This window comes from Aeromicrobium terrae (assembly GCF_008039565.1).
Taxonomy (GTDB): Bacteria; Actinomycetota; Actinomycetes; order Propionibacteriales; family Nocardioidaceae; genus Aeromicrobium; species Aeromicrobium terrae.
The window spans coordinates 105,995-123,312 of the sequence record NZ_VDUX01000006.1; the positions used below are offsets into that span (position 1 = coordinate 105,995).

The 17,318-nt window shown below is 72.5% G+C and carries 19 protein-coding genes and 1 tRNA gene; 6 read left to right on the forward strand and 14 right to left on the reverse strand.

What is annotated here, in order from left to right; genetic code table 11:
* Nucleotides 1–11: 11 nt before the first annotated feature.
* Nucleotides 12–659 (reverse strand): class I SAM-dependent methyltransferase, encoded by a 648-nt coding sequence (locus FHP06_RS12800; protein ID WP_147687183.1) that lies wholly within the window; start codon nt 657–659, stop codon nt 12–14.
* Nucleotides 656–1,765: a glycosyltransferase family 4 protein gene (locus FHP06_RS12805; RefSeq protein ID WP_147687184.1), complete on the reverse strand. Its 1,110-nt coding sequence runs from the start codon at nt 1,763–1,765 to the stop codon at nt 656–658. Before FHP06_RS12805 ends, FHP06_RS12800 begins: the two co-directional genes overlap by 4 nt.
* 129 nt (nt 1,766–1,894) lie before the next feature.
* Here FHP06_RS12805 and FHP06_RS12810 point away from each other — a divergent pair, with 129 nt between their 5' ends.
* Nucleotides 1,895–3,721 carry a S15 peptidase family protein gene (locus FHP06_RS12810; RefSeq protein ID WP_147687185.1) on the forward strand — a complete coding sequence of 609 codons (1,827 nt, stop codon included), beginning with the start codon at nt 1,895–1,897 and terminating at the stop codon, nt 3,719–3,721.
* Here the strand turns inward: FHP06_RS12810 and FHP06_RS12815 are convergent.
* From FHP06_RS12815 to FHP06_RS12860, 10 genes are all read right to left on the reverse strand, one after another.
* The gene (locus FHP06_RS12815; protein ID WP_147687186.1) at nt 3,718–4,503 is read right to left on the reverse strand and encodes a matrixin family metalloprotease; all 786 of its coding nucleotides are present in this window, start codon (nt 4,501–4,503) and stop codon (nt 3,718–3,720) included. The genes FHP06_RS12810 and FHP06_RS12815 overlap by 4 nt on opposite strands.
* Nucleotides 4,504–4,549: 46 nt before the next feature.
* Nucleotides 4,550–5,344, reverse strand: a complete 795-nt coding sequence (locus FHP06_RS12820) for a matrixin family metalloprotease (protein WP_187271922.1) — start codon at nt 5,342–5,344, stop codon at nt 4,550–4,552.
* 89 nt (nt 5,345–5,433) lie between these two features.
* The gene (locus tag FHP06_RS12825; RefSeq protein ID WP_147687188.1) at nt 5,434–6,309 is read right to left on the reverse strand and encodes a carbohydrate kinase family protein; all 876 of its coding nucleotides are present in this window, start codon (nt 6,307–6,309) and stop codon (nt 5,434–5,436) included.
* On the reverse strand, nt 6,306–7,208 hold the full coding sequence (locus FHP06_RS12830) for a pseudouridine-5'-phosphate glycosidase (RefSeq protein ID WP_147687189.1): 903 nt from the start codon (nt 7,206–7,208) through the stop codon (nt 6,306–6,308). Before FHP06_RS12830 ends, FHP06_RS12825 begins: the two co-directional genes overlap by 4 nt.
* Nucleotide 7,209: 1 nt before the next feature.
* Nucleotides 7,210–7,785, reverse strand: a complete 576-nt coding sequence (gene dcd, locus FHP06_RS12835; protein WP_147687190.1) for a dCTP deaminase — start codon at nt 7,783–7,785, stop codon at nt 7,210–7,212.
* 14 nt (nt 7,786–7,799) lie between these two features.
* On the reverse strand, nt 7,800–8,213 hold the full coding sequence (locus tag FHP06_RS12840; protein WP_147687191.1) for a hypothetical protein: 414 nt from the start codon (nt 8,211–8,213) through the stop codon (nt 7,800–7,802).
* On the reverse strand, nt 8,210–9,379 hold the full coding sequence (locus FHP06_RS12845) for a molybdopterin-dependent oxidoreductase (RefSeq protein WP_147687192.1): 1,170 nt from the start codon (nt 9,377–9,379) through the stop codon (nt 8,210–8,212). The genes FHP06_RS12840 and FHP06_RS12845 overlap by 4 nt, the downstream gene beginning before the upstream one ends.
* A complete protein-coding gene (locus tag FHP06_RS12850; protein WP_147687193.1) occupies nt 9,379–10,026 on the reverse strand; it encodes a methyltransferase in 648 nt (215 codons plus the stop codon). Before FHP06_RS12850 ends, FHP06_RS12845 begins: the two co-directional genes overlap by 1 nt.
* On the reverse strand, nt 10,023–10,670 hold the full coding sequence (locus FHP06_RS12855) for a TIGR04282 family arsenosugar biosynthesis glycosyltransferase (RefSeq protein WP_147687194.1): 648 nt from the start codon (nt 10,668–10,670) through the stop codon (nt 10,023–10,025). Before FHP06_RS12855 ends, FHP06_RS12850 begins: the two co-directional genes overlap by 4 nt.
* On the reverse strand, nt 10,667–11,350 hold the full coding sequence (locus tag FHP06_RS12860; protein WP_147687195.1) for a glycosyltransferase family 2 protein: 684 nt from the start codon (nt 11,348–11,350) through the stop codon (nt 10,667–10,669). Before FHP06_RS12860 ends, FHP06_RS12855 begins: the two co-directional genes overlap by 4 nt.
* A 115-nt stretch (nt 11,351–11,465) precedes the next feature.
* Here FHP06_RS12860 and FHP06_RS12865 point away from each other — a divergent pair, with 115 nt between their 5' ends.
* Genes FHP06_RS12865 through FHP06_RS12875 form a run of 3 tightly spaced genes read left to right on the forward strand, consistent with a single transcriptional unit; the run spans nt 11,466 to nt 14,505 of the window.
* Entirely contained in the window at nt 11,466–12,764 is a 1,299-nt protein-coding gene (locus FHP06_RS12865; protein ID WP_230973509.1) for a hypothetical protein, read from the forward strand.
* A gap of 2 nt (nt 12,765–12,766) precedes the next feature.
* The gene (locus FHP06_RS12870; protein ID WP_147687196.1) at nt 12,767–13,480 is read left to right on the forward strand and encodes a response regulator transcription factor; all 714 of its coding nucleotides are present in this window, start codon (nt 12,767–12,769) and stop codon (nt 13,478–13,480) included.
* A complete protein-coding gene (locus FHP06_RS12875) occupies nt 13,477–14,505 on the forward strand; it encodes a sensor histidine kinase (protein WP_147687197.1) in 1,029 nt (342 codons plus the stop codon). The genes FHP06_RS12870 and FHP06_RS12875 overlap by 4 nt, the downstream gene beginning before the upstream one ends.
* A 45-nt stretch (nt 14,506–14,550) precedes the next feature.
* Here FHP06_RS12875 and FHP06_RS12880 read toward each other — a convergent pair whose 3' ends face one another.
* Nucleotides 14,551–15,567 carry an NAD-dependent epimerase/dehydratase family protein gene (locus FHP06_RS12880; protein ID WP_147687198.1) on the reverse strand — a complete coding sequence of 339 codons (1,017 nt, stop codon included), beginning with the start codon at nt 15,565–15,567 and terminating at the stop codon, nt 14,551–14,553.
* Entirely contained in the window at nt 15,564–16,358 is a 795-nt protein-coding gene (locus FHP06_RS12885) for an S-methyl-5'-thioadenosine phosphorylase (RefSeq protein ID WP_147687199.1), read from the reverse strand. The genes FHP06_RS12880 and FHP06_RS12885 overlap by 4 nt, the downstream gene beginning before the upstream one ends.
* Before the next feature lie 79 nt (nt 16,359–16,437).
* Here FHP06_RS12885 and FHP06_RS12890 point away from each other — a divergent pair, with 79 nt between their 5' ends.
* A complete protein-coding gene (locus tag FHP06_RS12890) occupies nt 16,438–17,142 on the forward strand; it encodes a hypothetical protein (RefSeq protein ID WP_147687200.1) in 705 nt (234 codons plus the stop codon).
* 30 nt (nt 17,143–17,172) lie between these two features.
* Nucleotides 17,173–17,243, forward strand: a tRNA-Gly gene (locus FHP06_RS12895).
* The last annotated feature ends 75 nt before the right edge of the window (nt 17,244–17,318 follow it).

Consider the following 17,318-nt stretch of genomic DNA (forward strand, 5'->3'; position numbering starts at 1 on the left):
TCCACGACTCGTCAGGCGGCAACAAGCACCCTCTCGAAGAGCACCGACCGTTCGGCGCCGATGTGCGACGTGCACGGTCGGTCGCGCACCAGCCGCAGCCCGGCCTCCGCCGCCGCGCGCTCCAGCCACTCCCGGGTCACGGCGTTGGACCGGCTGCCGCGGAGTCGCTCGCGCAGACGCAGGACGGCGCCGCCGAGGCCCGCACGCATCGTGAACGAGCAGATGACATGGCGCCGAGAGACCCGGGAGAACTCCTTCAGCACGGCCACCTGCGTCTCGTGCGGCAGGTGCTTGGTGAAGGCGTGGCAGAAGACGAGGTCGAACGACGCGTCCTGGTACGGCAGGTGCTCGGCGTTCGTCCGCACGCCGGGCCAGCGATCGTTGTAGCTGCTCCGGCCGTGCTCGAGCATCTCGAGCGAGACGTCGTTCTCCAGCACGACGATCGGGTCCAGCCGCTCGATCACCGGCAGCCAGCGCCCGAACCCGCTCGGGCAGTCGAGCACCGTCTCGGCCGACCCGACCGACGCGACGTTCCGGCCCACCGCACGCTGCTCGCGACGCCAGACGTACCGGCCGACGAGCCCGCTGAAGCGTCGGCGCTCGTACTCCTCGACGACGCTCTCGTCCTGGTAGGCGGTCAGCGCCTTGTACTCGCTCATGCGACGGACCGGTAGAGGTCGGTCCAGCCGGCGACCAGGCTGGACAGCCCGGCGCGGCGGAGGGCGTCGTGGCGAGCGGTGTCGGCCAGCTTGTCCGCGCGCTCGCGGTCGTCGTGCAGCTCTTGCAGGCGGTCGGCGAGCTGCCCGACGTCGCCGGCGTCGACGAGGAGGCCGTTCTCGCCGTCCTCGATGATCTCCGGGATGATCCCGCTCCGGGATCCGATGCTCGGCACCCGCATGGCCATCGCCTCGAGCAGCGCGACGCCGTCGTGCTCCTCGTGGTCGGGCAGCACGAGCGACGGCATCACGAACGCGTCGAGCGTCACGAGGAAGTCGGGCAGCTCGCGGTTCGGGAGCGTGCCGTGGAACGTCGTCCAGTCGTGCCGCTGCGCGTGCTCGGCGAACGCGGGGTCGTGGACCCGGCCCACGAGGTCGAGCCGGACGTGCTCGCCGACCCGTTCGCGCAGCTCGGCGACAGCGGCGACCAGGACCTCCACGCCCTTGTGCGGCAGCAGGCTCCCGACGTACCCGACCCGGAACTCGTCGGTGGGTTCCTCGCGACGGCCGTCGAACACCGTCTTGTCGATCGGCACGTTGTGCAGCACCTCGATGCGCTGGTCGGTGAAGCCGAGCCGACGGTAGACATTCTCGGCGGCGCGACTGACCGCCACCACGAGCGTGCTGCGCGCGACGCCGAGCCGCGTGAGCACCCGCTCGGGCCAGCCGAGCGGACCGCGCGGGACGTGCCGGGTGTTCTTGCGGGTGCCGATCACCCAGCGGGCGCGCGGGTGCAGCAGGAGCAGCGGCAGCATCGCGCTCCAGAACTCCGGGGTCCACGGGTCGTACTCGACGTGCACCACGTCGGGCCTGGCCCGGCGGTACTCGCGCCAGTCGGGCCGGTAGAGGTGCCGACTGCCGATCCGCCACGGCCGGTTGGCGAGCACGGTCACCGCCGGCGAGGTCGGGCGGGCGGACATCGTGCCGAACGCGGGCGTCCGGATCTCCTCTGGCGTCAGGAGCGTGAGGTCGTGCTCGGCGCCGACACGCTCCAGCAGCGCGAAGCGGCCGGCGTCGTTGTAGGCCGGACTCACCAGGAGGACACGCATGGCGCCTGCCTTTCATGACAATCTCTAGTGACTTACTAGTGTATTGCATGGCGTGACGTGACGGCGCTCACGCTCGTTAACGCTCCGGTGGGTGCACGGTGCACTCACATCGCCCGCGCGAGGAGCACCATGCGCCTGTCCCGTCCCCTGCTCGGCCTCACGGCCATCGGCCTCTCGCTCGGCACCCTCGCCGTGCCCGCCTCGACGGCCAGCGCCGCAGACCCGTACACCGTGACCACGCTGCACTTCCGCACCGTCGTCGGCCCGAACAACGACAAGGTGTGCGACGTCGTCGGCGACCTGTACCTGCCGGCCGGCGCGTCGGCGTCGTCCCCGGTGCCGGCCATCCTCACGACCAACGGCTTCGGCGGCTCGAAGGACGACCAGGCCGGCATCGGCAAGGCGTTCTCGCAGCGCGGGTACGCGGTGCTCTCGTACTCCGGCCTCGGCTTCGGTGGCTCCGACTGCAAGATCACGCTCGACGACCCGGACTGGGACGGCAAGGCCGGCAGCCAGCTCGTCAGCTACCTCGGCGGCAAGGCCGGCATCGCGTTCACCGACGACGCGCACACGCACCCCGCTCCGGTGCTCGATGCCATCGTCCGCGACTCGCACGACCACGCCGGTCACGCGTCGACCAACGACCCGCGCGTCGGCATGGTCGGCGGCTCCTACGGCGGCGGTGCCCAGTTCGCCACGGCCGGTGTCGATCCGCGCGTCGACACCATCGTCCCGATCATCACCTGGAACGACCTCGCCTACTCCCTCGGCCCGAACGGCACGGACCAGGCCACGGCCACCGGCGTCACCACCAAGACGCCGGGCAGCATCAAGCTCGCGTGGGGCCTGCTGTTCTCGGCGTTCGGCGTGGTGGACGGCCTGTCGAACGGCCAGACCGACCCCTCGCGCCTGCTCCCCTGCCCGAACTTCGCGACGTTCGTGTGTCCGGCACTCGTCACCGCCGGATCGCTCGGCTTCTTCAACGCGGCGTCCACCGCGTCGCTGCGGCACGCGTCGGTGACGACGTACATGGCGAAGATCAAGATCCCGACGCTGCTGATGCAGGGCCAGGCCGACACGCTGTTCAACCTGAACGAGGCGGCGGCCACCTACCGCGCGCTGAAGGCCCAGGGCACGCCGGTGAAGATGGTCTGGCAGTCGTGGGGCCACTCGAGCAGCACGCCGGCGCCCGGCGAGCTCGACCTCGGCAACCCCGATCCCGCGTCGCAGTACGAGACCGGCCGCATCTCCGACTGGTTCGAGCACTACCTCAAGGACAGCCCGGTCGGCACCGGCCCGAACTTCGCGTACTTCCGCGACTGGGTGGACTACACGGGCAACGCCGCACCCGCGTACGCCACGTCGAGCACGTTCCCGGTCGGCACGGCGAAGCGCTACTACCTTTCCGGCAACACCGGCCTGCAGACGTCACCGCTCGGCATCGACCGCAAGGGCCAGCTGTTCCTCACCACCGGCGGCGGCCTGCCGACGACGCTCAACGAGCTCGACGCGCTCGGCGGCTACGTGAAGCTCCCGCTCCCCGAGGTCGACGTGCCCGGCACCTTCGCCAAGTTCACGACGCCGGCGCTCACCAGCAAGGTCGACGTCGTCGGCTCCCCGACACTGAAGCTGACGGTCAAGGCGCCGACGGCGGTGCTGTCGCAGCGCACCGGGCCGCTCGGCCAGCTCGTGCTGTTCGTCCGCGTCCAGGACGTCGGTCCGGACGGCAAGGCGTCGGACATCCGCGCGACGAACATGCCGGTGCGCGTGCCCGACGTGCGGAAGTCGTTCACGGTCACGCTGCCCGGGATCGTGCACCGGTTCGCGCCGGGTCACAAGATCCGGCTGGTCGTCTCCGGCGGCTCGATCAACTACCGCGGCGGCCTCACGCCGCAGACGGTCGGCATCCAGACCGGCACGACGAGCCAGGTGCTGACGCTCCCGGTGGTCAACTAGTAGTCGATGCACTCGCCGCCACCGAGGGCGGCGAGTCCGGCACGGTCGCCGGGGCCCCACTCGGTGACGTCCTCCGAGCCGGTGGCGTACATCAGCTCGCCGCGATCCTTCACGTGGTCGAGCCCGACGAGGTGGCCGAGCTCGTGCATCACGACGGCTCGGACGGACGTGCGGCCGGCCTCGGACCGCAGCAGCTGACGGAGCTGCGGGCCGTCGAGGGTGACGCCGCCGGTGACGAACCACTCGTGCCCGTCGCGCCGCACCGCGGTGCTGCCGCCGACGCCCGCGACCGGACCCTTGAGCGCCGGGGTCTCGTCCGGATCGCTCCAGGAGATGAGCACCGGCCGCCACGACCGGACGCCCTGCGGGTCGGCGGTGGTCTGCCGCTCGTCGTCCGGTCGCCGGTCGGTGCGACCGTCGAGGACGAAGGCGAGACCGGTGGCATCCGAGACCGAGTCGACCGCTTGCCGGACGATGCCGTCCGCGCCCGGCACCGCGGTCCGCTCGTTGACGACGACGTGGATCGGCGCACAGGGGTCGTAGGTGACCGGCTCGTTGTCGTCCTTCGGCTGGGTGCGGACGAACTGGTACGTGCCTTCGTCCCGGACCGTGGGCGGTTGTCCGATGGGCTGCTCCATCGCGTCGTTCGGCCGGTCGGGGAACGTCGCCTTGGTGCCGCGCCCCTCCGTGAGCTGCAGCGCAAGCAGCGACAGGCCGAGCACGAGCACGAACCCGGCGACCGCCCGGCGTGCCCGCCCCCGTGGCTCGGCGCGACGTCTCACCCCTCCATCGTGTCGGAGTGGTGGTCACTCCGCCCGTCGGCGACGGTCAGTAGTCGACGCAGTCGCCGGAGCCGAGTGCCGCGAGACCTGCGCGGTCGCCCGGGCCCCAGGTGGTCATGCGCGAGCCGTGCGGCTGCATCAGCTCGCGCTCGTCGTCGACGTGCGCCAGACCGACCAGGTGCCCTAGCTCGTGCATGACGATCGCTCTGACCATCGCCTCGCCGTCCGGGTCACGCGCCAGGATCCGCCGTGCGCGCGGTCCGTCGAGGGCCACGGTTCCCGTGACGAACCACTGGTGGCGACCTACGGCGCGAGAGGTGCTTCCGCCCACGCCGGCAACGTTGCCCTTGAGGTCGACGACCTCGTCCGGGTCGCTCCAGGCGACGAGCACGGGATTCCAGCCGTCGGCAGTGCCTGCATCGCCGTCCCAGGTCGGCGACTCGTCGGACTCGCCGTCGACGACGAACTGCAGGCCGGTCGCCTGAGACACCTCCTCCAGGGCGCTGCCGAGAATGCGGTCAGCGTGCGGCACGTCCTGACGGTGGTTCACGACGACGTGGATCGGCACGCAGGGGTCGTACGTGACCGGGTCGTCGGAGCCGGGCTGCGTCTGGATGAACTCGAACGACCCGGTCGTGGTGACGTCGGGCGGCTGCCCCAGTGGTGAGTCCGACGCATCGGCCGGGCGCTGAGGCCAGCCCGGCGGGCCAGACGTATGAGTCAGCCGGAAGCCCATCGCCCCGAGGCCGGCGACGAGGACGACCACCGCCGACACCGCCCGCAACCGGCTCGTCGACCTCACCCGCCGCGCCCGGACCGGCTTTCGGTCCAGGCGTTCCATCGTTCGCAGCATGCGTCGTATGCGCCTGCGACGGCGCAGCTCGACCAGCGGGTTCTCCCTCACGCGGACGATCGTGCATGACGGAAGGGTCAGGCCGGGCGGGCTCCGAGGTGGGTCACGCAGGTCTCGGCGGCGGAACGCCCGGCGTCGAGGGCGGCCTGGGGGTCGGCGCCGCGGAGGTGGGCGGCGAGGAAGCCGGCGGCGAAGGCGTCGCCGGCGCCGGTGGTGTCGACGACGTCGACGTGCGGGGCGGTCACCTGGGCGCGCTGGTCGCCGCCGAGGTACGCGGCACCCATCCGGCCGAGGGTCACGACGACGTGCGGGAAGCGTGCGGCCAGGGCCTCGAGGTCGATCTGCGGACCGGTCGAGCCGGACAGCACGCGCGCCTCGTCGAGGTTGGGCAGCAGCACGTCGGCGCCGGCCACCCAGTCGAGGAACGTCTCGGCGCCGATCTCGCGGAGGTACGCGACGGAGCTCGGGTCGACGCTCACGCGGGCACCGCGCTCCCGCGCCTCGGCCACCAGGCCCAGTGCCACCGGGCGCACGGACTCGCAGAAGAACGAGTAGCCGGTCAGGTGCAACCAGGTGACGCCCGACCACGCCTCCTCGGGAACGTCGGACGCGACGAGGCCGGCGTTCGCGCCACGATCCACGAACATCGTGCGCTCGCCCTCACCGTCGAGCTGGAGCACGATCGTCGCGGTCGTCCGCTCCGGGTCGCCCGCCAGCACGGCGTTCACGCCGTGACCGGCCAGCGCCGTGGTGTGCCGCTCGACGGCGTCCGCTCCGACTCGTCCGCAGAACGTCACGTCGGCGCCGAGGTGCCCGAGCCACGCAGCGACGTTCGCCGCAGAGCCGCCGGGCCGCAGCCGGATCTCGGCCGTGGTGTCGCTGGCCGGGGTGACCTCACCGAGCGCGCGGACGCTGATGTCGTCGACGACGTCCCCGACGACCAGGACCGTCATCGCCGGGCCCAGGCCGTCGCGATCTCGGCGGCTACCCGGATGTTGTTCTCCGCGATCTTCAGGTTCACCGCCAGGCTCTCGCCGCCGGTGATCTCGACGATCGTCTCCAGCAGGAACGGCGTGACCTCCTTGCCGGTGACGTGCTTCTCCTCCGCTCGCCGCAGCGCCTCCTCGAGGGCTCGGTCGTGCGTGGCCGGGTCGAGCTGCTCGTCCACGGGCAGCGGGTTGGCGACGACGATCGCCGACGACTGACCGAGCTCGTCCCGCGACGCCATCACCGCCGCCACGGCCGCCGCGTCGGGCACCGACCAGTCGAGCGGGTGACCCGACGACCGCAGCCAGAAGCTCGGGAACTCCTCGGTGCCGTAGCCGAGCACGGTGACACTCAGCGTCTCGAGCCGCTCGAGCGTGGCGCCGATGTCGAGGATCGACTTCACCCCGGCCGAGACGACGGTGATCGGCACCTCCGACAACACGGTGAGGTCGGCGGACTCGTCGAACGTCTCGGCCGCGCCGCGGTGCACCCCACCGAGCCCGCCGGTGGCGAACACCCGGATGCCGGCGCGGTCGGCGATGAACGACGTGGCCGCCACCGTGGTGGCGCCGCTGCCGCCGCGCGCGAGAGCGACCGGCAGGTCGCGGACGCTCAGCTTCGGGACGTCCTCGTTCGCGATGCGGTCCAGCTCGTCCGGCGTGAGGCCGGCCTTGAGCTCACCGTCGAGCACCGCGATCGTGGCGGGCACGACGCCCGCGTCGACGAGCAGCTGCTCGAACAGATGGGCGGCCGCGAGGTTGTCAGGGCGCGGGAGCCCGTGGGAGATGATCGTCGACTCGAGCGCGACGACCGGGCGGCCGGACGCCAAGGCGTCGGCGACGTCGGGTGCGACGGAGAGCCGCACCTCAGATCTGGGTCCGGTGGAAGTTCGCGTGCGAGCGCGACGCCGTCGGGCCGCGCTGGCCCTGGTAGCGCGAGCCGTACTTCTCCGAGCCGTACGGGTGCTCGGCCGGCGAGCTGAGCCGGAAGAAGCAGAGCTGGCCGATCTTCATGCCCGGGTAGAGCTTGATCGGCAGGGTCGCGACGTTGGCGAGCTCGAGCGTGACGTGTCCGGAGAACCCGGGGTCGATGAAGCCCGCGGTGGAGTGCGTCATCAGCCCGAGACGGCCGAGCGACGACTTGCCCTCCAGTCGCGCGGCGACGTCGTCGGGCAGCGTCACCAGCTCGTACGTGGACCCGAGCACGAACTCGCCCGGGTGCAGCACGAACGCCTCCTCGTGCGTGACCTCGACCTGGCGCGTGAGGTCGGACTGGTCGGCCGCGGGGTCGATGTGCGGGTACTTGTGGTTGTCGAAGACCCGGAAGAACTTGTCGAGCCGGACGTCGATGCTCGACGGCTGGATCATCTCGCGGGCGAGCGGGTCGAGCTGCACGCGACCGGCGTCGAGCTCGGCCAGGATGTCGCGGTCGGAGAGGAGCACGGGGAAAACGTAACCTATGCGTTCCGACCCGTCCGGCGTCTGGCCGCGACCGCGGAAGCCACCAGCACCATGACCACCAGCACCCCCGTCAGCACCAGCCACGAGACGACGTAGGGCCGGTTCATCAGGCTGTCGTTGTCCGGCTTGCCACCGACGTCGAGCAGCACGTTCGCGGCCCCGACGGTGACGGTGCCCCAGATCAGGAACGCGACGGCGACGAGCGAGCGCCGGCTCCTCGGCAGCCAGTGCGCGGCGGCCACGCCGAGCAGCACGACGGTCGGCGCGAGGACCGCGTCGTGCAGCACCACACCCCCGACGAGCCAGACAGCCACGTTGACCAGCCGGCTTGTCCCGTCGTCGCTGAGCATCACCACGCCCCACACCGCGGCGGCGACCCCGACCGCACCGAGCGCGAGCCGCCCGGTCACGCGACGACCTCCAGGTTGCGGACCCACTTCGTCTGCATCACCCCGGGACGGTTCGGCGCGATGATCCGGCACGGGTAGCCGTGGTCGAGGTCGAGCACCTCGCCGTTGAGCTCGAGCGCGAGCAGGGTGCGCGGGTCGGACACGAAGTCACCCGGGAGCTCCGACGTCCCGAACGCGCCGCGGGTCTGCATCGACCGCACCTTCACCGTCGAGTCCGCCGGGGCGTCGACCAGCGCGAGCAGGTCGTGGATCGCGACGCCGGTCCACGTGGCGTTCCGGCTCCAGCCCTCGACGCACGCGATCGGCAGGCGATGGGTGCGCTGCGGCAGCTCGGCCAGCTGCGCGCGAGTGAGGCTGACGACCTTGGCGCCGTGCCGCACCTCCAGGACGAACGACGGGTCCTGAGCCGCCTCACGGGCCCCGGCGGCGCGCGCGGTCCGGTTGACCGGCAGGTCCTGCGGTCCGTCCCCGTCGCGGACGCCGAGCACGGACACCTTCCGCAGGAACGGCACCGTCTGACCGGCCGTCAGCAGCACCGCGAGCCCCGAGGCGGCGCCGGCGCCGAGGAGCACGGCCCGTCGACTCGGCCCGTCCGACGCCTCAGACTCCCCGTCGTCCGCACGGCCAACGAGCGCCTCGCGGATCACCGGCAGCTTCACCGCGACGTGCACGAGGATGCTGCCGATCGCGATCCACGCGACCGCCTCGTGGGTGCGGCGGAAGCTGAACTCCCAGGGGTACCACTGCGCGATGTTCAGCACCCCGGTCGCGAGCTGGAAGATCCCGGACGCGACGAGCACGGCGATGGACGCGCGCTCCAGCCCGTCGAGCGCCAGGGCGCGAATCTCACGCGGGGGCCGCAGGAACAGTCGTGGGTAGACCGACCACAGCTTCACCAGCAGCAGCGGGATCGCGGCCGTCCCGCTGATCACGTGGACGCCCTGGGTGACGCGGTAGAGCCACGACGGGTTCGGCCCGATCGGCAGCCAGCCGGGCATCGAGTACTGGTAGTGGCTCCACATCCCGGTCAGGAAGCAGATCCCGAACGCGACGCCGAGCGCGAGGCCGAGCCGCGCGGTGGTGCGCGGGCCACGGGCCGGGCTTGTGAAGTCGTCCGGGTGCGGCAGTCGTCGCTCCACCTGGGCGACGAGGTCGGGCAGCGCCATCAAGCCCCCTCGTGGATCAGCACGGCGGCGTGGCGGCCGCCGACGGACGTGGTCGTCTCGACGGAGAACCCGGAGACCTCGGCGATCCGGCCGATCGCGTCGAGGCCCACGCGGGCCCAGTCGAACGCTGGCGTCATCCGCCGCCCGACGCGCAGGTGGATCCGGTGGTGGCGGAGCCCGGTCCCGGCCGGCTCGAGCTCGACCACGACGCGACCGCCGGGACGCACCAGCTCGTGGGCGCGGCGCAACAGGCGGACCGGGTCGCCGCCGATGCCGATGTTGCCGTCGGCGAGCAGCGCCACGTCCCAGCGTCCCTCGCCGGGGACGGTGCCGAAGACGTCGCGAAGGAGGGCGAGCCCGCCGCGGTCGCGGGTCAGGCGCACCGCCTCCGGCGAGATGTCGATGCCCAGCGCCGGGACGTCCCGGTCCGCCAGGCCCTCCACCAGCCGCCCCGGGCCACAGCCGACGTCGATCGTCCGGCCGCGGCAGTGCGCGAGCAGGAGGCGATGGTCGGCGGCGCCGTGCGCGCCAGTCCAGCGGTGGACGGGCATCGGTCGCGCGCGCCCGGAGGCGTCGACGAGGTGACAGGCTCGGCCGGAGAACGCGGCGTCCATCGCCTGGACCGGAGCGATGAAGTCGGCGCTCATGCCAGGATCTCCGCGGCACGCACCGCGGCGGCGAACCGGCTCGCGGGAGCCTGCCGCGCCACCGCCTGCGCGTCCGCCCAGGTGTCGACGTCGCACAGCCTGCGCAGCTCCCCCACGGGGTGCGGGAGCACGGTGCGGGTGTGCTGCCCGGTGAACGACGTGGACATCCGGACGGACGTGAGCGCGGACGCGTCGCGGCCGTTGCGGACGCCCAGCAGCCACCAGCCGCCGTCCTCGGCGGGACCGAGCACGCTCGGCCACCTCTCGAGGAGCGCGGTCGCCTCGAGCAGGTCGTCCGCCGTGACCTGCGGCGTGTCCATGCCGATCTGCACGACGCCGTGGCCGGCATCCGCGTCGAGGTGCGCCTGGGCGAGCCGGTCGCCGAACGTCTCGCCCTCCTGCGGCACGACGCGGACGGCGTCCAGCGCCGCGACGATCTCCTCGGACCGGGCTGCTTCGGACAGGTCTCCGGTGAGCGCGACGACGGCGGGAAGGTCGCTGCCGCGGACCGCGTCCAGGGTGTCGAGCAGGGCCGCGGCGGCGAGGTCGGCGGCGGAGTCGTCGCCGACGGTGCGGGCCACCCGGGTCTTCGCCAGTCCGGGGACGGGCGCCTTGGCGACGACGAGGACGGTCGGTGCGCTCATCGGGCCGCCCTCCAGACCGCGCCGAAGTCACGGGCCACCTGCGTGGTGCCGCGCACGGAGCCGGACACCTTCGAGCGGGTGCCCGCCGCCCGCGGCCGGTAGTCGACGTCGAGCTCGGCGACCGACCAGCCGGCCTTCGCCGCCTTGAGCATCAGCTCGAGCGGATAGCCGAAGCGGCGGTCGCGCAGGTCGAGGGCGAGGAGGTCGTCGCGCCGGCAGACGCGCATCGGCGCGAGGTCGTGGATGCCGAACCCGCTCGACCGGCGGATCCAGCCGGCCAGCAGCGTCGTGCCGACCCGGGCGTGCCACGGCCACACCCCGCGAGCCACCGGACGCCGCCGACCGACCGCCATCGTCACGTCCTCGTCGACGACCGCGTGGAGCAGGCGGGGCAGGTCCGCGAGGTCCATGGAGTCGTCCCCGTCGATCACCGCGACGTAGGGCGCGGCGGCGGCCAGGACACCCGCGTGCACTGCGGCTCCGTAGCCGGGCCGCGGCTCCGCGACGACGGTGGCGCCGTGCTGCCGGGCGACGTCCGCGGTGCCGTCCCGCGAGCCGTTGTCCACGACGATCGCCCGGAACCCGTCCGGCACCGCGCCCAGCACGAGCGGCAGCGCCGCGGCCTCGTCGCGACACGGGATGACCACGTCACACCGCGTCGCCACCCCGTCCTCGGTCATGATTCGAACCTAGGGTCGGCCGACCGCGAATCTCCACGGCCGACGGGTGACGGACCCGTGACGTCGCTCGTCACGAGCCCGCTCGACCCGGGAGAGCGCCACTACTGTGACGGGCATGGAGGTCCGGCGGTCGAGCGCTCTCGGGAGGGCCCTGATCGCGGCCGCTGCAGGCATCGCGCTGGTGGTCGCCGCGATGGTCGTCCCGCGGATCTCCGACCGCGACGTCCGCGTCCACTGGCCGCCGCTGCACGCCGACTGGGACCCGCGGTTCGGGTGGCGCTTCGTCGTCGCGATCCTCGTCGGCGTCGCGCTCTGGTACCTCCTGCCGCGCCTCACCGACCGGCTCTCCTGGGGCGCCACCGTCGCGGTCAGCACGGCCGGCGCCTGGGTCTGGGCGATGTCGCTGGCGCTGACCGACGGCCGGTACGGCCTCGCCCGCATCTACGAGCGCGAGGGCGAGTACCTCTTCGACGCCAAGCGGGTCGACGACGTGGGACAGGCGCTCAGCACGTTCATCGACCGCATCCCGCGGGGCTCCGAGGACCACTGGCACATCCACGTCTCCGGCCACCCGCCCGGCGCTCTGCTCTCCTTCGTCCTGCTCGACCGCATCGGCATCGACGACCCGTTCTGGGTCGGCGTCGTCATCCTCACGCTGGGCACCACCGCCGTCGCCGCCGTGCTGCTCACCCTCGACGTCCTCGGCTCCCGCGAGCTCGCCCGCAAGGCGGCACCGTGGGTCGCGCTCGCGCCGCTCGCTGTCTGGGCCGGCGCGGGCGAGAGCCTCTACGCCGCCGTCGCGGCCTGGGGCCTCCTGCTGCTCGCCGGCGCCTGCCGGCACTCCCTCCCCGCCGTCGCGATCGCGGCGGGCCTCGTCCTCGGCTTCTGCCTGTTCCTGTCCTACGGACTCGTCCTGTTCGGCCTCCTCGCCCTGGCGGTGCTCGCGCTCACCGGCGGGTGGCGGATGCTGCCCTGGGCCGCGGCCGGCGTCGCGACGGTGGCCGTCCTGTTCTGGTCGCTCGGCTACGCGTGGTGGGAGGCCTACCCCGTGCTGCGCGAGCGCTATTACGCCGGCATCGCGTCGGAGCGGCCGTACTCCTACTGGGTGTGGGCGGACCTCGCGGCGTGGACGTTCACCGTCGGCCTCGCGACGTGGGCCGCGTTCCCGCAGCTGGCCCGCTCGCTCCGAGACCGCATCCCGCTGGCCGTGCTCGCCTCCACAGCGCTCACCGCGATCGTCGCGGCGTCGCTGTCCGCCATGAGCAAGGCCGAGGTGGAGCGCATCTGGCTCCCGTTCACGGTGTGGGTCGTCGCGGCGCCCGCGCTGCTCCCCGTTCGCTGGCGCGCGCCCCTGCTCTCGACGCAGGTCGGCGTGGCCCTGTTCTCCCAGATCTTCCTGGTGACGAGGTGGTGACCATGACGGAACGACGCGACCAGGTGCTGGTGGTCGAGGACGACCCACAGGTGCGTGACGTGGTGCGACGCTACCTCGAGCGCGAGGGTCTCGCGGTGCAGGTCTCCGGCAACGGGACCGAGGGCCTCGAGCTCGCGCGGCGCGGCCACCCGGACCTCGTGGTCCTCGACGTGATGCTGCCCGGCCTCAGCGGCCTGGAGGTCTGCCGCATCCTGCGCGAGGTGGACGGCTCGGACGTCCCGATCGTCATGCTCACGGCGCTCGACGACACCGACGACCGCATCGCCGGCCTGGAGTCCGGCGCCGACGACTACGTCGGCAAGCCGTTCAGCGCCAAGGAGCTGACCCTGCGCATCCAGTCGGTGCTGCGTCGCTCCCGGGCGTCGGCCGAGCCGTCCGACGAGGAGACGCTGACCGACGGGGACCTCGTCGTCGACCCGTCGTCGCGCTCGGCCCGGCGCGACGGCGAGCCGCTGCCGCTGACGAGCCGCGAGCTCGACCTGCTCGTCTTCTTCCTGCGCCACCCGGGCGTGGTGCACAGCCGGGCCGATCTGCTGACGCAGGTGTGGGGCTGGGACTTCGGCGACCACTCGACGGTCACCGTCCACGTCAAGCGGCTGCGGCACAAGATCGAGCCGACCCCGTCGGAGCCACGACGCATCGTCACGGTCTACGGCCTCGGCTACCGCTACGACCTCGCGGAGGAGTCGTCATGAGCGCCCTCGACATCTTCTACGTCCTCCTGGGCGTCGCCTGCTCGCTCGCCGCGGTGGGCCTCGGCATCCTGGGCCTGCGCAGGATGCGGGCCCGCACGCTCGTCGCCTCGCTCCTCCTGCTCACGCTGACCCCGACGACGGCGGTCATCGTCGGCATCGTCGTCGCGAGCGGCTTCATGTTCAGCGCCGAGATCGCGCACAGCGCGGTGATCTGGGCGTCCGTCGCCGTCGTCTGCGTCCCGAGCGCGGTCTGGCTCGGCCGCGCCCTCGCCCACGAGATCGTCTGGGAGCGTGAGGCCCGCGAGCGCGAGCGCCAGGCGGAGGCATCCCGCCGCCGGATGCTCGCCTGGCTGAGCCACGACCTCCGCACCCCGGTCTCCGGCGTGCTGGCGATGGCCGAGGCCATGGAGGACGGCGTCGTCGACCAGCCGGACGAGATCCGGGAGTACGCCGGCCTGATCCGCAACGAGACGAACCGCCTGGCCGGGATGATCGACGACCTCTTCGAGCTGGCCCGCATCGACGCCGGGGACCTCCGGCTCGAGCTCGAGCCCGTGGCGGTGGCCGACGTGCTGAAGAACGCCGTGCAGGCGTCGCGAGCCTCCGCCGATCGTCGTGGCGTCCGCCTCGAGGTAGAGGTGCCGGCCGACGTGACGCAGGCGCTCGGCGAGGGGCCGGCGCTCGTCCGCGTGGTGCGGAACCTGCTGGGCAACGCCATCCGCCACACACCCGCCGACGGCGTCGTCGCCGTCTCCGCCGGACGGGCGGACGGCGAGGTCTGGCTCAGCGTCGAGGACACCTGCGGCGGCATCCCCGAGGACGACCTCCCGCACGTCTTCGAGGCGGCGTTCCGCGGCACCACGGCCCGCGAGACCGAGCAGGCCGGCGACCCCACCGGCGCCGGGATGGGCCTGACCATCGCCCACGGCCTCGTCGACGCGCAGCACGGCACGATCGCCGTCCGCAACGTCGACGACGGCTGCCGCTTCGAGGTCCGCCTGCCCGTGGCCTCGCCCTCTCGCTGAGCGTGACGTTTTCGCCCACTTTTCCCGAAATTTCGGGCGAAAACGTCACTCCCAGCGCGTGCGGAGGGGGTCGGTGGCGAGCCGGGCGAGGCCGTCCTCGGGGTGGACGGACGCTCGGAAGCCGAGGCGTTCGGCGGCGGCGTCGGGCGACGCGAGCACGTGGCGCACGTCGAAGGCGCGGTAGTCGCCGGTGACGACGGGCGCCGGCCCGCCGCCGGCCTCGGCCAGCACCTCGGCCATGCGCCCGATCGTGAACGGGTGACCGGACGCGACGTTGTACGGCGTCACGCCGCTCGGGTGGTCGGCCACCTGCTCGATCGACAGGACGTTGGCCTGCGCGACGTCGTCGACGTGCACGAAGTCGCGCACCTGCGCGCCGTCCTCGAACACCCGCGGTGCCTCGCCGCGCGCCAGCGCGGAGCGGAAGATCGCCGCGACGCCGGAGTACGGGGTGTCCGCGGGCATCCCCGGGCCGTAGACGTTGTGGTACCTCAGCGCGATCGTGCGGGCGCCCTCGAGCGTGCACCACGCGTCGGCGAAGTGCTCCTGCGCGACCTTCGACGCGGCGTACCCGGTGCGCGGCCGGAACGGGGTGTCCTCGCCGATGCGTCGCCAGGTGACGTCGCCGCCGCAGACCGGACAGCGCGGGTCGAACCACCCGGCGGCCAGGTCGTCCTCGCGGCGCGGCGCCGGCGGCACGTCACCGTGCTCCGGGCAGTCGTAGCGGCCGTCGCCGTAGACCACCATCGACGACGCGAGCACCAGGTCCTTCACCCCGGCCCGCGCCATCGCGGCGAGCAGCTCGGCGGTGCCGACGTCGTTGTGCGCGGCGTAGCCCGGGAGGTCCTGGGCGTCGACGCCGTTGCCGACCATCGCGGCCTGGTGGCAGACCACGTCGACGTCACCGAGCACGGCGTCCAACGGGTCGGTCCGGAGATCGAGCGTGTGGACACCGTCGCCACCGCGGGCGTCCAGCCCCACGACGTCGTGACCGCGCTCGGCGGCCGCGAGGGCGATCCGGCTGCCGATGAACCCGGCAGCACCCGTGAGCAGGACCTTCACGGCAGCTCGATGGGCAGGTCGAGCCCGTCGACGGCATGCGAGCACGAGCAGTCCCGGTCGGTGCCGACCGCCGCGATGACCTCGGCCAGCCCGCCCTTGAGGGAGTCGATGTGCTCCGCGAACACCCGCATGACGTCGTCCTGGGTGACGGCGCTGGCCTCGTCGACGCCGGCGTCGTGGTCGGTGACCAGGCAGACGGTGGCGTAGCAGAGCGCCAGCTCGCGGGCGAGGATCGCCTCCGGGTGGGTGGTCATGCCGATGACCGACCAGCCGTGCGAGGCGTACCACTTGGACTCGGCACGGGTGGAGAACCGCGGGCCGTCGATGACGACGAGCGTCCCGCCGTCCACCGGCTCGAGGCCGGCGAGGCCGTTCTGCAGGTGGCCGCGGAGGCGCGGGCAGAACGGGTCGGCGAACGCGACGTGACAGGCGTTCTCGTCATAGTACGTCTGGATGCGCTTGGTGGTGCGGTCGACGAGCTGGTCGGGCACCACGAACGTGCCGGGACCGAGCTCCACCTGCAGACCGCCCACGGCGCACGGCGCGAGGACCTGCCGGACGCCGAGGCTGCGCAGGGCCCACAGGTTCGCCCGGTACGGCACCTGGTGGGCCGGGAAGCGGTGGCCCGGGCCGTGCCGGGGCAGGAACGCGACGCTGCGGCCGCCCACCGTGCCGATCGCGATCGGCGCCGACGGAGCCCCGTACGGGGTCTCGACCTCGACGGTCTCGACGTCGTCCAGGAACGTGTAGAAGCCCGATCCACCGATGACCGCGAGGTCCGGATTCGTCATGACTCAGAGCATGTCATCCGGATGCGAAAACGCCGATCACCGGTACGGTCGTAGAAATCATGAGTACCGGGGGGTTCCCATGTGGTTGACCAAGTCGAAGACCGACGACGACACCGACCAGGACGTCACTGACGACACCGTCGTCCAGCCCGAGATCCGCGAGGAGCGCGTCCACCGCGACGACGACCGCGTGCGCGGCACCCACGTCGCCGAGCGCGCCGAGGAGGACGATGCTCCGGTCACGGAGCCGGTCGTCGCCACCACCGAGGAGCAGCGGGACGAGTTCGGGGGCCTGCACCTCGGCGCCTGCATCCTCGGCTGGCTGTCCGGGGTGGGCCTGGCCGTGATCCTGCTCGGCATCGTCGGCGCCGTCGCTGCCGCCGTCGGCGATCGCATCGACTTCACGCAGGACGACTTCCAGCGCAACGGCCCCGAGCTGACGACGGCCGCCGCCATCACGGCTGTCGCGCTGCTCGCCATCGCGTACGCCGTCGCCGGCTACGTCGCCGGCCGCATGTCGCGGTTCCACGGCTTCCGCCAGGGCCTCGGCGTGTGGCTCGTCGGCGTGGTGGTCATCGGCGCCGCCACGGCGGTCGGCCTGGTCTTCGGCGACGAGTACGACGTGCTGCAGCGCATCGACCTCCCGGAGATCCCGGTGCCCGACGACGACCTCACCACCGGCGCCCTGGTCACCGGCGGCGCCGCCCTCGTCGCGACCCTCCTCGCCGCCCTCATCGGCGGCAAGATCGGCACCCGCTTCCACCGCCGCATCGACCGCCTCTGAACCGAGCCCGTTGGGTAGAGTTGCGTCGTCGCCGATGTAGCTCAATGGCAGAGCGCTTGCTTCCCAAGCAAGACACGCGGGTTCGATTCCCGTCATCGGCTCCGCTAGCCCGAAGGGCTCCGTCAGGCGATGACGGGGATCGAAGGGGGCCCCATCGACGCGGCGAAGCCGCCCGA

Coding starts and splice junctions, on each gene's coding strand:
- FHP06_RS12800 (WP_147687183.1), bottom strand. CDS start 659: ATGAGCGAGTACAAGGCGCTGACCGCCTACCAGGACGAGAGCGTCGTC.
- FHP06_RS12805 (WP_147687184.1), bottom strand. CDS start 1,765: ATGCGTGTCCTCCTGGTGAGTCCGGCCTACAACGACGCCGGCCGCTTC.
- FHP06_RS12810 (WP_147687185.1), top strand. CDS start 1,895: ATGCGCCTGTCCCGTCCCCTGCTCGGCCTCACGGCCATCGGCCTCTCG.
- FHP06_RS12820 (WP_187271922.1), bottom strand. CDS start 5,344: ATGGAACGCCTGGACCGAAAGCCGGTCCGGGCGCGGCGGGTGAGGTCG.
- FHP06_RS12825 (WP_147687188.1), bottom strand. CDS start 6,309: ATGACGGTCCTGGTCGTCGGGGACGTCGTCGACGACATCAGCGTCCGC.
- FHP06_RS12845 (WP_147687192.1), bottom strand. CDS start 9,379: ATGGCGCTGCCCGACCTCGTCGCCCAGGTGGAGCGACGACTGCCGCAC.
- FHP06_RS12850 (WP_147687193.1), bottom strand. CDS start 10,026: ATGAGCGCCGACTTCATCGCTCCGGTCCAGGCGATGGACGCCGCGTTC.
- FHP06_RS12855 (WP_147687194.1), bottom strand. CDS start 10,670: ATGAGCGCACCGACCGTCCTCGTCGTCGCCAAGGCGCCCGTCCCCGGA.
- FHP06_RS12860 (WP_147687195.1), bottom strand. CDS start 11,350: ATGACCGAGGACGGGGTGGCGACGCGGTGTGACGTGGTCATCCCGTGT.
- FHP06_RS12865 (WP_230973509.1), top strand. CDS start 11,466: ATGGAGGTCCGGCGGTCGAGCGCTCTCGGGAGGGCCCTGATCGCGGCC.
- FHP06_RS12870 (WP_147687196.1), top strand. CDS start 12,767: ATGACGGAACGACGCGACCAGGTGCTGGTGGTCGAGGACGACCCACAG.
- FHP06_RS12875 (WP_147687197.1), top strand. CDS start 13,477: ATGAGCGCCCTCGACATCTTCTACGTCCTCCTGGGCGTCGCCTGCTCG.
- FHP06_RS12885 (WP_147687199.1), bottom strand. CDS start 16,358: ATGACGAATCCGGACCTCGCGGTCATCGGTGGATCGGGCTTCTACACG.
- FHP06_RS12890 (WP_147687200.1), top strand. CDS start 16,438: ATGTGGTTGACCAAGTCGAAGACCGACGACGACACCGACCAGGACGTC.